The following is a 13,935-nucleotide window of genomic DNA, read 5'->3' on the forward strand; positions in this document are numbered from 1 at the left end:
CTGTTCGGGAACGTTCCCGAACAGCCTCCCCTTCACACGAAGTGGTGAGCGGCCGTGCGCCTACAAGCTCGACTCGCCGGCGTGCGGGCTCAGCACACCCAAGCCGATCAGGATGAACAGGGCGATGCCCAGCAGGATCCGGTAGATCACGAAGGGCATGAAGCTCTTGGTGGAGATGAACTTCATGAACCACGCGATGACGACGTACCCGACCACGAAGGCGATGACCGTCGCGAAGATCGTCGGACCCCAGGAGACGTGGCCGGGATCCTCGACCACGTCCTTGATCTCGAACGCGCCCGAGGCCAGGACGGCCGGGATGGCGAGGAGGAAGGAGTAGCGGGCCGCCGCCTCGCGCGTGAAGCCCAGCAGCAGACCGCCGGAGATCGTCGCGCCGGAGCGGGAGACGCCCGGGACCAGGGCCATGGCCTGGCAGAGACCGAAGATCAGACCGTCCTTGACGCCCAGCTCCGCCAGCGTCTTGCGCTCGCGGATCGCACGGTGCCGGCCGCCGACCTCGTCACGGGCGGCCAGTCGGTCCGCGATGCCGAGCACGACGCCCATCACGATGAGGGTGGTGGCGATCAGCCGCAGATCGCGGAAGGGGCCCTTGATCTCGTCCGTGAAGGCGAGACCGAGGACGCCGATCGGGATCGAGCCGACGATCACCAGCCAGCCCATCTTGGCGTCCTGCTCGGAGCGCAGCGCCTTGGTGTACAGCGAGCGGAACCAGGTGGACACGATCCGCGCGATGTCCTTGCGGAAGTAGATCAGCACGGCAGCCTCGGTGCCGATCTGGGTGATGGCGGTGAAGGCCGCTCCCGGGTCCTGCCAGCCGGCGAACGCCGCGGTCAGCCGCAGGTGCGCGCTGGAGGAGATCGGGAGGAACTCCGTAAGCCCCTGGACGAGACCGAGGATTAGGGATTCGAACCAGCTCATGTCGGGGTGCGCTCGTCCTTGTGATCGTCGGGCAGTTCGCGTCCGATGCTAGGGCCCGCGCGAGGCGCCGCTGACCACAGGGGGGTGTTGGGGCGTCAGCTCGTACGGGACTTCGCGTGTTCGAGGCGGTGCCAGGCGGTGCCGCTTGCGCCAGGCCACCGCTCCGGCGGCCACGACGGAGACCACGATGAAACCGAACGAGACGAGGAAGGCGGGGGAACCGGGGGAGGAGGCGCTGGCTCCCGCGATCACGTAGGCCGCGGTGTTCGGGACGACGCCGATCGCCGTGGCGAAGAGGAAGGGGAACCAGCCGCAGCGGGAGACCGCCGCGCAGTAGTTGGCCACCACGAAGGGCACCCCGGGGAAGATCCGGACGGCGAGCATCGAGCGGAAGCCGTGCCGGCTGAGCTGGCCGTCGGCCGCCTGGAGCCAGCGGCCGCGCAGAAACGGTCGCAAAGCCTCCTGGCCCATGAGGCGGCCGAGCCCGAAGGCGATGGCGGCGCCCAGAACAGTGCCGCCGACGGCTGCGACGAGGCCGAACTGCGTGCCGAAGACGGCTCCCGCGGCCAGATTGAGCAGGGGGCGCGGCACGAAGGCCGCAGAGCACACCCCGTATGCGACGGCGAACATCAGCACCGCCGTACCCACCGGGAGCCCCGGGGGCCAGCCCTCCGAGAGGACGCGCTGGGGCTCGTACAGCAGCACGCACACGCCGGCCGCCACGAGCAGCACGACGAGGAGCGACAGCCGGGTCCACGGCGCGAGGAGGAGGGACATCCCGGGAGCGTAGCCGACGTGTGCGGCGCCGCGCCGTAATCCGGGCCTCATGCCGTCGAACGACCGGCGACCCCCGGGAGCCGGTCCCAGCGCGCCGGCGGACACCCTCCTGGAGCGGTTGACGCAGGCGTACGGAGCGGCCGGCGCCCCCTGCGGGCCCGGGCCATGGCCGCGTACACGAAGGACGTCGCGCCTTTCCGCGGCATCCCCGCCCCGCGGCGGCGGGAACGGTCGAAGGCAGTGACGAAAGACACTCCCCGGCCGACGGAGGCGGACTGAGCGGCGCTCGCGCCGCGCCCCGCTCTCGGGGCGAAGCGCTCAAGGACCTCTCAGCGCGCGGAGATCCGGGCGAGGGCCCGGGGGCGGGCCGGCCGCATCGGATCCCCGCTGATCCCGGCCGTTCCCGGCCGTTCCCGGCCGTTCCGTCCGGGTCCGGGGCGGGCGAGGCCCCTCTGTGGTGACGGCGGGCCCGCTGCGTCAGACTGCCGTCACCACAGGCGTACGAAGAGGGGCGGGCGGATGGCCGGCGACACGGCACTGGTACTCGGCGGCGGGGGACTGACCGGCGTCGGCTGGGAGTGCGGGATCCTTTACGGCCTCGCCCGCGCCGGCGTGGACCTCACCACCGCCGACCTCGTCGTCGGCACCTCGGCGGGTTCCGTGGTCGGCGCCCAGCTCACCTCCGGACTGCTCACTCCGCAGCAGCTGTACGAGCGCCAGCTCGGCGACCCGGCCGGGGAGAGCGCGGCGAAGTTGGGCGCGGGGCTGGTCGCGCGGTACGCCGTGGCGATGGTGCGCTCGCGGGACGCCATGGCCTACCGGCGGCGGGTCGGCGCCATGGCGCTGGCCGCCGACACGGGTCCGGAGGCGGAACGGCGCAAGGTCCTGGCGGCCCGGCTGGTCTCGCACGAGTGGCCCGAGCGACGGCTCCTGGTCACCGCGGTGGACGCGCTCAGCGGTGAACCGGCCGCCTTCGACCGGCAGAGCGGGGCCGGACTGGTCGACGCCGTCTCGGCGAGCTGCGCGGTGCCGGGGGTATGGCCGCCGGTGACCGTCGGGGAGCGGCGGTTCATCGACGGCGGCATCCGCTCCGCCACCAACGCGGATCTGGCCGAGGGCTACGCCCGCGTGGTGATCATCGCCCCCATCACGCTGGGCTCCGGGCTTGTCCCCTCGCCGTCCGCGCAGGCCGCCACGCTGCGGAAGGCGGGGGCGCGGGTGCTGCTGATCAGCCCGTCGGCCGTGGCCCGCAGGGCCTTCGGACGCAATGTCCTCGACCCCGCCCGGCGCGGCCCGGCGGCGCGGGCGGGTCTGGCGCAGGCCGCGGAGCACGCGGCCGAGGCGGCTGTGCTCTGGTCGGGCCGGTAGGGCGGTCGGCCGGCAGGACCGATAGGGCTGGTCGGGCCGGTCGGGCTGGGAGACGGCCCGACAATGGTGGGGTGAGCGACGAACAGATCCCGGTGATCCGGGAAGTGGGCCAGGGCACCGCCAAGCTGATGCCGGATGTGGACCGGGAGCGGGCCTGGCTGCTGACCGTCGACGGGGCGCCGCAGTCGTACGTGGACCTGGACGAGCCGGAGCACCTGGAGTTCGAGTACGCGCAACGGCTCGCGCACGTCCTGGACTGCGCGGCGGAGCCGGGGCGCGCGCTGGACCTGCTGCACCTGGGCGGCGGCGCGCTCACGCTGCCGCGGTATGCGGCGGCGACGCGGGCCGGCTCACGGCAGGCGGTCGTCGAGTTCGACGCGGGCCTGGTGGAGCTGGTCGCGGAGCACCTCCCGCTGCCGGAGGGATCGGGAATCACCGTGCACACCGCTGACGCCCGGGCCTGGCTGGAGGCGGCGCCGGCGGACAGCGCGGACGTGGTGGTGGCCGACGTGTTCGGGGGCTCGCGGGTGCCGGCGCAGCTGACGTCGGTGGAGTACGCGCGGGCGGCGGCTCGGGTGGTGCGGCCGGGCGGGCTGTACGCGGCGAACCTGGCCGACGGGGCGCCGTTCGACTTCCTGCGGGCACAGCTGGCCAATTTCGGGGCGGTGTTCGGGGAGCTCGCGCTGATCGCGGAGCCGGCGGTGCGCCGGGGGCGGCGGTTCGGGAACGTCCTGCTGCTGGCGTCGGACGAGGAGTTGCCGGTCGCGGCGCTGGCTCGGCGGTGCGCGTCCGATGCGTTTCCCGCCCGGGTGGAGTTCGGGGAGGGGCTGGCGCGGTTGATGCGGGGGGCGGTGCCGGTGGCCGACGCCGCGGCCGGTCCTTCTCCGGCTCCGCCGGAGGGGGCGTTCAGCCTGAGCTGAGGTGTCGGCCGCCGCGCCGTCTCCCGGGGCTCCGCCCCAGACCCCGCGCCTCAAACGCCGGCGGGGCTGGGCGTGCGCGCCTCAAACGCCGGCGGGGCTCGATGGGCCGGTGGAGGTGGGGTCCGAGGACTTGGTCAGGGTGGGGACCTTGGGGGACGTGGGGGGCGGTGCTTTGCGGGTGAGGTGGCGGACGTCCGGGACCGTGAGGACCAGGGCGGTGACCAGGACGACCAGGGCCGCGCAGCCCCACAGGGCCGGGGTGCGGCCGAAGGCGGACTCGGCCGGGCCGGCCAGGGCCGTGGCCAGCGGGAGCATCGAGACCGAGCCGAACCAGTCGTAGGCGGAGACCCGGGAGAACTTCTCCTCCGGGATCTCCTGGTGCATCGCGGTCATCCAGTTCACGCCGAACACCTCGATGGCGGCTCCGCTGACGAGCATCACCGCGCACAGCCCCCATACGGGCAGCGGCACCGCCAGTCCCGCCGACGGCAGCGCCAGCGGGAACACGCACAGGGTGCCGACCAGGAGCAGCCGGCGCGGCTTCCACGCCATCATCAGCACGGCTCCGGCGATGGTGCCGAGGCCGAAGCAGGCCAGCGCCAGGCCCCAGGGCGCGGGCCCGCCGAGTTGGTCCCGGGCGACCAAGGGACCGTAGACCGCCTCCGCGGCGCCGACGACGGCGACGACGACGGAGAACTGGAGAACGATGCTCCACAGCCAGGGGCGGGTCCGGACCTCCACCCAGCCCTCGCGCAGGTCGGCCAGCAGGCCGCCGCCCGGCGCCCGGTCGGGGACGTGGCTGACATCGAGGAAGGCCCGTAGCGCGCCCGCGATCGCGAAGGCCGCCGCGTCCACGGCCAGGACCCAGCCGGGGCCGATCGCGGCGATCATCGCTCCGCCGAGGGCCGCGCCGCCGATGCCGGCGCCGTTCATGGCCATGCGGAAGAGCGCGAAGGCCCGGTTGGCGTGTTCGCCGGAGACGGTGGACAGCAGCATGCCCTCGGCCGCCGGATTGAAGAAGGCCGTGCCGGTGCCGCACAGCGCGGTCAGCAGCATCATCTGCCACAGCTGGGGCTCCCCGGCGAGGACGAGCACGGCGAACGCGGCCTGCGAGAGGCAGTTGAGGGCGTTGGCCGCCACCATCACCCGGTGGCGCGGCAGCCGGTCGGCGAGGGCGCCGCCGATCAGCAGGAAGAGGACGAGGGGCAGCGTACGGGCGGCGGCGACCAGGCCGACGTCCCCGCCGGAACCGCCGGCCTCCAGTACGGCGAAGGCGGCCGCGATGAGCGCTCCGTGGCTGCCGAGGTTCGTCACGACCGCGGCGCCCGTCAACAGGGTGTAGTTGCGCCCGGCCCAGGCGGGCCGACGGCGAGGTGCGGGCGTGCGGGGGGAGGCGGCGGGGCGAGAAATCACCCCCGGACTATCGCCGCCCCGGGCCGAGAATCCAAACGGATTGTCGGCCCGGGGCGGGAGGGCGAAGGCCGGTGAAGGCCGGCGCGGCGAAGTCGGCGCGGAGCCCGCGCGAAGTCGGGGCGGAGTCGGCGTGGAGGTCAGCCGTCGCTGAGGCGGACGGAGCTGAGGATCTTCTCGTAGGTCTCCTGCTTGACCTCACCTTCGACGCCCGCGGCGCCGTAGAGGACCCAGCTGGAGAAGTCACCCTTGGCGTTCTTGAAGCTGAAGGCGATGGACTTGCCGTCGGAGGAGCACTTGTTCTCCTTCGGCAGGCCGGGCGCCGTAGCGGTCGCCATGTGGCCCTTCAGACCGGAGGACGTGGTGTACTCCTTCGCCTCGGAGACCTTGACCGTGCCCTTGGGCGCCTTCTGCGCGTACGCGGCGAACACCCAGTTGCCGGCCTCGTTGCGCACGGCTTCGGCGGTGTCCTTGGCGCCCTGGCCGCCCTTGGTGCCGGTGCCGGCCAGCGAGTACGTCTCCTCGCTGCCGTTCTTGTCCGCGTCGACCTTGCACCAGTCCTCCTTGAGGAAGGCGGGGGCCGACATCATCACGATCGGGGAGCCGTCGTTCTTGGCGTCGTCCTCGAACCCGCTGGACATGCCGGAGCTCGCGACGTTCCACTCCGGCGGGACGTCGAAGGCGGTGCCGTACTTCGGGTTGAGGACGACCTTCCAGCCGGGGATCACCGGCTTCACGTCGCCGCCGGCGCGCGGGTTCGCGCTGCTGCCGGCCGGGGCGGGCGAGCTGGCGGGCGCGGCGGAGGAGGTCGTGGGCTTGTCGTCGGCCACGACGGTCTTCTCGTCGTCCCGGGTCAGGACGAAGCCGCCGGTCGCGGCGGCCACCACGACCACGGCCGCGGCCGCGACGATCGCCACGGTCTTGGTCGAGTAGGGGCTCCCGCCGCCGCCCGGCGACGGTGAGGCCTGCTGGGGCGGGCCCCACGACGGGACGGGAACGGTCGGGGGCTGCTGGTATCCCGGCTGCTGCGGGTACCCGTAACCGGGCTGCTGCTCGCCGTACCCAGGCTGCTGCTGGTACGGGCTCGGCTGCCCGGGCTGTCCCGGCTGCTGCTGGTACGGGTTCTTTTGCGCGTCCTGGGGGTTGTGCTCGCCCCCGGGCGGCTGCTGCTGTCCTGGCCACATGGCCGGTAACGATAGTGGGAGTGGGCTCCGGCAGCCACGGCCGCCCCCGTGCCGGCTCTGGCCAAGAACGTCTACCCGTGGGTAACATCGCGCCCCATGAGCGCAGAACAGATGAACGTGGGCGAACTGCTCGCCGCTACCGTGCCGATGGCCCGGACCCTGAACCTCCAGTTCCTGGAGACCACTCCCGAGCGTGCCGTCGTCCGGCTGCCGGACCAGCCCGACTTCCACAACCACGTCGGCGGCCCGCACGCCGGAGCCATGTTCACCCTCGCCGAGTCGGCGAGCGGCGCGATCGTCCTGGCCGCCTTCGGCGACCAGCTCTCGCGCGCCGTACCGCTCGCCGTCAGGGCCGAGATCGGCTACAAGAAGCTCGCCAAGGGCGTCGTGACCGCGACCGCCACGCTCGGCCGCCCGGCCGCGGACGTCGTCGCCGCACTCGACGCGGGTGGTCGCCCCGAGTTCCCGGTCACCATCGCCATCCAGCGCGAGGACGAGGCGGTGACGGGCGAAATGACCGTCGTCTGGACGCTCCGCCCCAACGCGTAACCCTTCTTCCCACCCAACTCGCCGGGCAGGGCCTAGAGTCCCTCCGACGACGATGGAGGGGGTACCCGTGGCCAAGGTCAGCATCAGCCTCAATGCCGAGCTCGTGGTGGAGGTGATGGTCCTCGCGGGTGTCGGCTCTCCCCAGGACGCGGTGGAGGCCGTCGTACGGGACTACATCGCGCGCGGGCACCGCACCGAGGCCGTGGTCCAGCTCCAGGACGAGCCCCGGAGGGACGCCGAGAGCACGCCCCAGCCGCCGCAGGGCTGAACCTGGGCGCCGCGATGGCGCGTCTGAGCGGGCCCCGCGGACGCGCGGCGCACAGTGGGCGGGGGAGCGGTCCGGCGCGGGCCGCTCCCCCGCCCGACGCCGCAGGGAGCGCCCATGAGCGAGTCCGTGTCCAGACGTTCGGTGATGCGGCTGTTCGGGGCGGTGGGCGCGGCGCTGGGGGCGGGCGGCTGCGTGGCCACCGTGCCGCCGGGCGCCGTGGTCCGCCGGGTCTCGCCCCCGCCGCCCGCGGCCGCCGCCGAGCCGGGGAGCTCCGCCCGGATCGACGCCCTGCTGGAGCGGCTCACCCTCGACGAGAAGACCGCCCTGCTCCACGGCGGCCGGGACCCGGCCTCCCTCGGCCAGGCCGGCTACGTGCCCGGTGTACCGCGCCTCGGCATCCCGGCGCTGCGGCTCGCCGACGGGTCCGCCGGGGTGCGGGTCGCCAAGCCCGCCACCGCACTGCCCGCGCCGGTCCTGCTGGCTTCGGCCTTCGATCCGGCGCTCGCCCGCGAGTACGGCCGGGTCATCGGCCGCGAAGGCCGCGCGCTGGGCCAGGACGTGGTGCTGGCGCCGATGGTGAACCTCATCCGCACCCCGTACGCCGGCCGGAACTTCGAGACCTACGCCGAGGACCCGCGCCTCACCGCCGACCTCGTCGCCGAAGTCGTCCGCGGCATCCAGGACGAGGGGCTCATCGCCACCGTCAAGCACTTCGCCCTCAACAACCAGGAGCACGGCCGCGACACCGTCGACGTGATCGCCGACGAGCAGACCCTGCACGAAACGGAACTACGGGGCTTCGAGGCCGCCGTGACCGCCGGCGTCGGGGCGGTGATGGGCGCGTACAACAAGGTCAACGGCGTCTACGCCTGCGAGAGCAGGCCGCTGCTCGACGAACTGCTGCGCGGCCAGTGGGGGTTCGAGGGCTGGGTGCTGTCCGACCGGGACGCCGTGCACGGCACGGTCGCCTCCATCAGCGCCGGCCTCGACATGGAGATGCCCGGCGGCATCCACTTCGGCGGCCCGCTGCGCCAGGCGGTGCGCGCCGGCACCGTACCCGAGAACAGCGTCGACCGCGCCGTACGCCGCATCCTGACCGCCATGGACCGGTTCGGCCTGCTGACCTCAGGCCCCGCGGCCCGGCCCGCGCGCGACGCCGCCGCCGGGGCGCGGGTCGCCCGCAAGGTGGCCGCCGCCGGGGCCGTGCTGCTGCGCAACGAGCGCGCCACCCTGCCGCTGACCGGCGTCGCCGCCCGCTCGATCGCGGTGATCGGGCCCACCGCCCAGGTGCCCTTCGTCAGCGGCGGCGGCAGCGCGCACGTGATCGCGGACCGGGCGGCCGCCCCGCTCACCGCCATCCGGCAGCGCGCCGGGACCGGCTCCACCGTGCGCTACGCCCTCGGTGAGGACCTGTACGGCAGGCCGCTCCCGCCGAGGCTGCTGGAACCCGCCGCCGACCTGGAGGACCGGAGCGTGGACGCCGGGCGCGACTGGAGCCACGAGGGGCGGTTCCGCCTCGCGGCGGACGACGAGTGGACGCTGCTCGTCCACTACACCGGGGAGCGGCCGAGCGTGCGCCTGGACGGTGAGGAGCTGTTCCCCGTCCGACAGGGCGTGGCCGAGCACTTCGTGGGCGGACTGCTCGGCTCCGCGCCCGACGGGATGACCGTCCGCCGCCGCACCCTCGCCCTCACGGCGGGCACCCACCGGCTCGCCGTGACCGCCCGCGGCGGTGCCAAGGGGCAGCGCTTCCGGCTGCGGCACACCACGAGGGCGAGCCGCGCCGCGGATCTCGCCGAGGCCGTGAAGACGGCCAGATCGGCCGGCAGCGTGGTGCTGTTCGCCTACGAGGACGCCACCGAGGGCCGCGACCGGACCTCGCTCGGGCTGCCGGGCGGGCAGGAGCGGCTGATCGAGGCGGTCGCCACCGCGAACCCCCGTACCACGGTGGTGCTCAACACCTCCTCCAGTACGACCATGCCGTGGCTCTCCCGTACCGGGGCGGTCTTGCAGATGTACTACCCGGGCCAGGAGGGCGCGGGCGCCACCGCCGACGTCCTCTTCGGTGACGTGGACCCGGGCGGCCGGCTCACCCAGACCTTCCCGGCCGCCGAACGGGCGAGCCCGGTCGGCGGGGACCCGCTGCGCTACCCGGGGGTGGGCGGCCGCCAGGAGTACACCGAGGGCGTCCACGTCGGCCACCGCTGGTACGACGCGCAGCGGGTCGCCCCGCTGTTCCCCTTCGGGCACGGGCTCTCGTACACGAGCTGGCAGTACGAGAAGCCGGCGGTGCGCCCCCGGCGCGACGGGCTGCGCGTTGAGTTCACCGTCCGCAACACCGGCCGCCGCAAGGGCACGGAGGTGGCCCAGGTGTACGTCGGCCCCTCCGCGGCGCTGAAACTGGACCAGCCGGTGCGCGCGCTGGCCGGCTACCGGCGGATCACCCTGGCTCCGGGCCAGGCACGGCGGATCACCCTGGACCTCGACGCCCGGGCGCTGTCGTCCTGGGACCCCGAGCGGCATGCCTGGGTCCTGGGGTCCGGCCGCCGGGAAGTGTTCGTCGGACGTTCCTCGCGCGACCTGCCGCTGAGGGTCAAGGCCGTGGTGGGGAGCCGATAGGCTGCCCGTTCGGCGGGCCACAGGGGGCACGCCGGCGACGACTCGGGAGGACGTACCGGTGCACATCCAGGAATGGCTGGAGACGATTCCGGCGGTCGCCGTCTATCTCCTGGTGGGACTGGTGATCGGGCTGGAGAGCCTGGGCATCCCGCTGCCGGGGGAGATCGTCCTGATCAGTTCCGCGCTGCTGGCCTCGCAGCACGGGGACATCGACCCCGTGGTGCTGGGAGTCTGCGCGACCGTCGGGGCGATCGTGGGCGACTCGATCGGCTACGCGATCGGACGCAGGGGCGGCAAGCCGCTGCTGGAACGGCTCGGGAGGCGGTTCCCCAAGCACTTCGGGCCGGATCAGGTGGCCATGGCCGAACGGTCCTTCGAGAAGTGGGGCATGTGGGCCGTCTTCTTCGGACGGTTCGTGGCGCTGCTGCGGATCTTCGCCGGGCCGCTGGCGGGCGTGCTGCACATGCCGTACTGGAAGTTCCTCATCGCGAACGTCTTCGGCGGAATCCTGTGGGCGGGCGGCACCACGGCCGTCATCTACTCGGTCGGGATCGTCGCTGAGCCGTGGCTGAAGCGGTTCTCCTGGCTGGCGCTCACCTTGGCCGTGCTGTTCGCGATCACGGTGACGGTGGTGCTGCGCATGCGCATGAAGAAGGCGGTCGCGGCGGCGGGCACGGCGGAGCCGGCCCAGCCGGCGGAGACGGTGACCGCGCAGCCCGTCGCCGAAAGGGTCTAGACCCGACCCGACCCGACCCGACCCGACCCGACCTGCCCTGACCCGACCTGCCCTGACCCGACCGGCCCGGCTTTGTGGCGCCGGGCCGGGGCCGGACAGGGCAGAGCAGGGCAGGGCACGGTGAGGAGCGGCAGGGCTAGCCGGCCGGGGCCACCGAGGCGCGGTGCTGCCCGGCCAGCTCCAGGTACATCGCGGCGTTGAGCCTGATCCCCTCGCGCTCCTCCGCGGTCAGCTCGCGGCGGACCTTGGCGGGGACTCCCGCGACCAGCGAACCGGGCGGGACCACCATTCCCTGCGGGACCAGCGCCTGCGCGGCCACCAGGGAACCGGCCCCGATCACCGCGCCGTTCAGGACGGTCGCTCCCATGCCGATCAGGCAGTCGTCCTCGACCGTGCAGCCGTGCACGACGGCGTTGTGACCGATGGAGACGCGCTCGCCGATGGAGACGGGGAAGCCGGGGTCCACGTGCACCGTGCAGTTGTCCTGCACATTACTGTCGGCGCCCAGCGTGATCGGTCCGCAGTCGGCGCGCAGTACCGCCGAATACCAGATGCTCGCGCCGGCGGCCAGGGTGACGTCGCCGAGCACGACGGAGGTGGGTGCCGTGAAGGCCGTGGGGTTGATGGCCGGGTTCTTCCCGCCCACGCCTGCCACGAGGGCCCGGGCCGCCTGATGCGTCATGTTCTGTTTCCTCTGTCCTTCGTCGTGCGGGTGCCGCGCTACCGGCACCGTAGGACACGCGCCCGCTCCTCCCGCGATGGGGTGCAGATCACAGGATCGCCGTCCGGACGTCCGGCACCCGGCGCACTACCGTGGCCGGGTGCCGAAGAACCAGAACACGTTCTCATCCCTGACGGCCCTGCGCCGCCGGTTCACGAGCCGCGCGGTGCACGCCGGCTGGCGCTGGATGCAGCAGGCCGGCGCGGTCACCGCCCAGACCCCGGGCCGGCTCCGCTTCGGCGCGATCGGGCACGGCACCCGGCTCGCCTTCCCGCAGGGCACGGTCTTCGGCGAGCGGTGGATCCGGCTCGGCGACCACTGCATCATCGGCGAGCAGGTCACCCTCACCGCGGGGATGATGCCGGACCTCGATCTCGGTACGGAGCCGATGCTGGTGCTCGGCAACGGGGTGGTGATCGGCCGGGACAGCCACGTCATCGCCGACACGCGGATCACCATCGGGGACGACACCTTCTGCGGCCCCGGGGTGTACATCACCTCCACCAACCACAGCTACGACGACCCGCACCAGCCGGTCGGCAGGCAGTGGCCGCGCAGCGCGCCGGTCGAGATCGGCCCGGGGTGCTGGCTGGGCACGGGAGCGGTGATCCTGCCGGGAGCGCGGCTGGGCCGCAACGTCGTCGTGGCCGCGGGGGCCGTCGTACGGGGGGAGGTGCCGGACCACGCCGTGGTGGCGGGCGCCCCGGCGCGCATCGTGCGGCGCTGGGAACCGGACACGGGCTGGCAGCCACCGCTGCGGACTCCGGCGCCGGTGCCGATACCCGACGGGGTGACGCCGGAGCAGCTGCGGGCGCTGGCGGAACTGGCCGAACTGACGGAGCCCGCGCAGACGGCCCCGGCGGCGGAGCAGCACTCGGCGCAACCGCCCGCCGACGCCGGTAGCGGCGCGCAGGCCACCGCTACCGGAGTACGGGGATCTCGATCGCCGGGCACCGGTCCATGACCATGTCCAGGCCGGCCGCGCGGGTCCGCGCGTAGGCGGCCTCGTCGATCACACCGAGCTGGAACCAGACGCCCTTCGCACCGATGGCCACCGCCTGGTCGGCGATCGGGCCGGCCAGGCGGCTGTTCACGAAGACGTCCACCACGTCCACCGGGAACGGAATCGCCTCCAGCGAGGGGTAGCCGGCCTCGCCGTGCACCTTCTCGGCCTTCGGGTGTACGGGGATCACGCGCTTGCCGAACCGCTGGAGCACGCGGGCCACGCCGTAGGCCGCCCGCTCCTGGTTGTGCGAGAGGCCCACCACGGCCCAGGTGTCGCCGAGTTCGGTGAGGATCTTGCGGATGGTTGCCGGATCGCCGTACACGTGTGCCGCCTCCTGCTGCTCTGCTGTTCCCGCCGGCCCGGCCGGGTGCCGTACCGCATTCCCGATCAACAGAAAGGACGCATGTCCGATTCCCCGCGGTCACCTCAGGGCCCTGAGGTCGGTCGTGGTGGGGACGGTCAACCGGTGGCCGCACGGGCCGATGACAGGAGATGATCCACAATCTACGGGACCGGCACTCCCGTTCGGAGGAAGTGCAGACCCAATATTCGTCCGTCTTCATTGAAGGTGACGCGGAACTCTCCGGGCTGCTTCGCCATACGCAGCGGAACATTGACCACGATCCCACTGCTGGATACAACCTGCTGGGGATCCCCGTGTGACTGGTAGCGCCCGAACGTCTCTTGGTAGTCCTTCCAGGACTTCGCGAGAAACTCTGGAGACGCTTGTTGTCGGATCGCCTCATCGAAGCGGGCTGAGACAGCGGTGAAGTCGCCTTGTACCACCTCGTTGAGAGTATCGAGAGCGAGCTGATCGTAATTGGGCTGTGCCGGAACCGTCATCACAGCTGGGGCCGCGACCTCCGCGGCGGCGTGGGCCTGCGTCACACCCAGTACGGAACCGTTGGCCGGAAACAACGCATGGGAAGCCAGCATGGCCGCGGGCACGACCAGGACGAGTCGCCGCCACTTTCCGCCACACGTGGTGTCCTTGCCAGTCATCGAGACCATGGAATTCTCCTTCTCCGTTGGAGAGGCCGGACGCGTTCACTTGCCCTACTGGCCCCCATGCCGGGGGAGTGCGAGCTGCCCCCTGGCCATCCGCTTGGCTACGGATCCATGAAGAAGGAAAGGATTCCGGGAGTTTGCTGCTGCTTCCGGAGGCGGACCGGTAGGCAGTGACGAGGATTCGCCGGTTATTGTCAACCGACCAGATCGAAATCCGGCCGAAGGGGCAACGCCCCACGATCTGCGGCATTCTCGCAAGCTCGGCCTGGAAACTTCGCCGCGTCTGCCTGGCATACCTCGAATCGCGCGGATCAGGTACTCCTGGACGTCACCCTTCATGCTAGGTCGCCCGAATTGCGGTCGCATTTCGTCTCCCGGTGGCTGCCCCCGAGCACCCGGGTGATAGCCCACGCCTTGCGGTCGTCCGGCC

Annotated in this window: 15 protein-coding genes; 8 read left to right on the top strand and 7 right to left on the bottom strand. The window is 72.6% G+C overall.

The window, feature by feature from the left end; all coding sequences use genetic code 11:
- Window positions 1-60: 60 nt before the first annotated feature.
- Entirely contained in the window at window positions 61-939 is an 879-nt protein-coding gene (locus ABZX75_RS21480; protein WP_355412817.1) for an undecaprenyl-diphosphate phosphatase, read from the bottom strand.
- Window positions 940-987: 48 nt separating this feature from the next.
- Complete coding sequence (locus tag ABZX75_RS21485) at window positions 988-1,716, bottom strand: TVP38/TMEM64 family protein (RefSeq protein ID WP_355412819.1); 729 nt, start codon at window positions 1,714-1,716, stop codon at window positions 988-990.
- Window positions 1,717-1,881: 165 nt separating this feature from the next.
- Here ABZX75_RS21485 and ABZX75_RS21490 point away from each other — a divergent pair, with 165 nt between their 5' ends.
- The 3 genes from ABZX75_RS21490 to ABZX75_RS21500 all read left to right on the top strand — a co-directional run bounded on the left by ABZX75_RS21490 (window position 1,882) and on the right by ABZX75_RS21500 (window position 4,004).
- Window positions 1,882-1,995, top strand: a complete 114-nt coding sequence (locus ABZX75_RS21490) for a hypothetical protein (protein WP_355412821.1) — start codon at window positions 1,882-1,884, stop codon at window positions 1,993-1,995.
- Between the two features lie 240 nt (window positions 1,996-2,235).
- Window positions 2,236-3,084: a patatin-like phospholipase family protein gene (locus ABZX75_RS21495; RefSeq protein WP_355412823.1), complete on the top strand. Its 849-nt coding sequence runs from the start codon at window positions 2,236-2,238 to the stop codon at window positions 3,082-3,084.
- A gap of 128 nt (window positions 3,085-3,212) precedes the next feature.
- Window positions 3,213-4,004 carry a fused MFS/spermidine synthase gene (locus ABZX75_RS21500; RefSeq protein WP_355413019.1) on the top strand — a complete coding sequence of 264 codons (792 nt, stop codon included), beginning with the start codon at window positions 3,213-3,215 and terminating at the stop codon, window positions 4,002-4,004.
- Window positions 4,005-4,085: 81 nt separating this feature from the next.
- On the opposite strand, the gene ABZX75_RS21505 is transcribed toward ABZX75_RS21500, so the two are convergent.
- Window positions 4,086-5,414 carry an MFS transporter gene (locus tag ABZX75_RS21505; RefSeq protein ID WP_355413021.1) on the bottom strand — a complete coding sequence of 443 codons (1,329 nt, stop codon included), beginning with the start codon at window positions 5,412-5,414 and terminating at the stop codon, window positions 4,086-4,088.
- Between the two features lie 140 nt (window positions 5,415-5,554).
- Window positions 5,555-6,598, bottom strand: a complete 1,044-nt coding sequence (locus tag ABZX75_RS21510) for a hypothetical protein (protein ID WP_355412825.1) — start codon at window positions 6,596-6,598, stop codon at window positions 5,555-5,557.
- Window positions 6,599-6,694: 96 nt separating this feature from the next.
- Between ABZX75_RS21510 and ABZX75_RS21515 the strand changes: the two genes are divergently transcribed.
- The 4 genes from ABZX75_RS21515 (at window position 6,695) to ABZX75_RS21530 (ending at window position 10,770) form a co-directional block, all read left to right on the top strand.
- Window positions 6,695-7,147, top strand: coding sequence for a DUF4442 domain-containing protein (locus ABZX75_RS21515; RefSeq protein ID WP_355412827.1), 453 nt, complete (start codon window positions 6,695-6,697; stop codon window positions 7,145-7,147).
- A 67-nt stretch (window positions 7,148-7,214) separates the two neighbouring features.
- Entirely contained in the window at window positions 7,215-7,415 is a 201-nt protein-coding gene (locus ABZX75_RS21520) for a DUF2191 domain-containing protein (RefSeq protein WP_355413023.1), read from the top strand.
- 114 nt (window positions 7,416-7,529) lie between these two features.
- Window positions 7,530-10,034 carry a glycoside hydrolase family 3 C-terminal domain-containing protein gene (locus tag ABZX75_RS21525; RefSeq protein ID WP_355412829.1) on the top strand — a complete coding sequence of 835 codons (2,505 nt, stop codon included), beginning with the start codon at window positions 7,530-7,532 and terminating at the stop codon, window positions 10,032-10,034.
- Between the two features lie 58 nt (window positions 10,035-10,092).
- Window positions 10,093-10,770, top strand: coding sequence for a DedA family protein (locus ABZX75_RS21530; protein WP_355412831.1), 678 nt, complete (start codon window positions 10,093-10,095; stop codon window positions 10,768-10,770).
- Between the two features lie 136 nt (window positions 10,771-10,906).
- Here ABZX75_RS21530 and ABZX75_RS21535 read toward each other — a convergent pair whose 3' ends face one another.
- Complete coding sequence (locus ABZX75_RS21535) at window positions 10,907-11,452, bottom strand: gamma carbonic anhydrase family protein (RefSeq protein WP_355412833.1); 546 nt, start codon at window positions 11,450-11,452, stop codon at window positions 10,907-10,909.
- Between the two features lie 139 nt (window positions 11,453-11,591).
- Here ABZX75_RS21535 and ABZX75_RS21540 point away from each other — a divergent pair, with 139 nt between their 5' ends.
- Complete coding sequence (locus tag ABZX75_RS21540; protein WP_355412835.1) at window positions 11,592-12,455, top strand: DapH/DapD/GlmU-related protein; 864 nt, start codon at window positions 11,592-11,594, stop codon at window positions 12,453-12,455.
- On the opposite strand, the gene ABZX75_RS21545 is transcribed toward ABZX75_RS21540, so the two are convergent.
- Together ABZX75_RS21545 and ABZX75_RS21550 are read right to left on the bottom strand one after the other, a co-directional pair.
- Window positions 12,412-12,819 (bottom strand): CoA-binding protein, encoded by a 408-nt coding sequence (locus ABZX75_RS21545; protein WP_355412837.1) that lies wholly within the window; start codon window positions 12,817-12,819, stop codon window positions 12,412-12,414. The two genes, ABZX75_RS21540 and ABZX75_RS21545, sit on opposite strands and share 44 nt — an antisense overlap.
- A gap of 182 nt (window positions 12,820-13,001) precedes the next feature.
- A complete protein-coding gene (locus tag ABZX75_RS21550) occupies window positions 13,002-13,508 on the bottom strand; it encodes a DUF3887 domain-containing protein (RefSeq protein ID WP_355412839.1) in 507 nt (168 codons plus the stop codon).
- Window positions 13,509-13,935: the final 427 nt, after the last annotated feature.

It is taken from the genome of Streptomyces sp. NPDC003038 (assembly GCF_040611115.1).
Classification (GTDB): domain Bacteria; phylum Actinomycetota; class Actinomycetes; order Streptomycetales; family Streptomycetaceae; genus Streptomyces.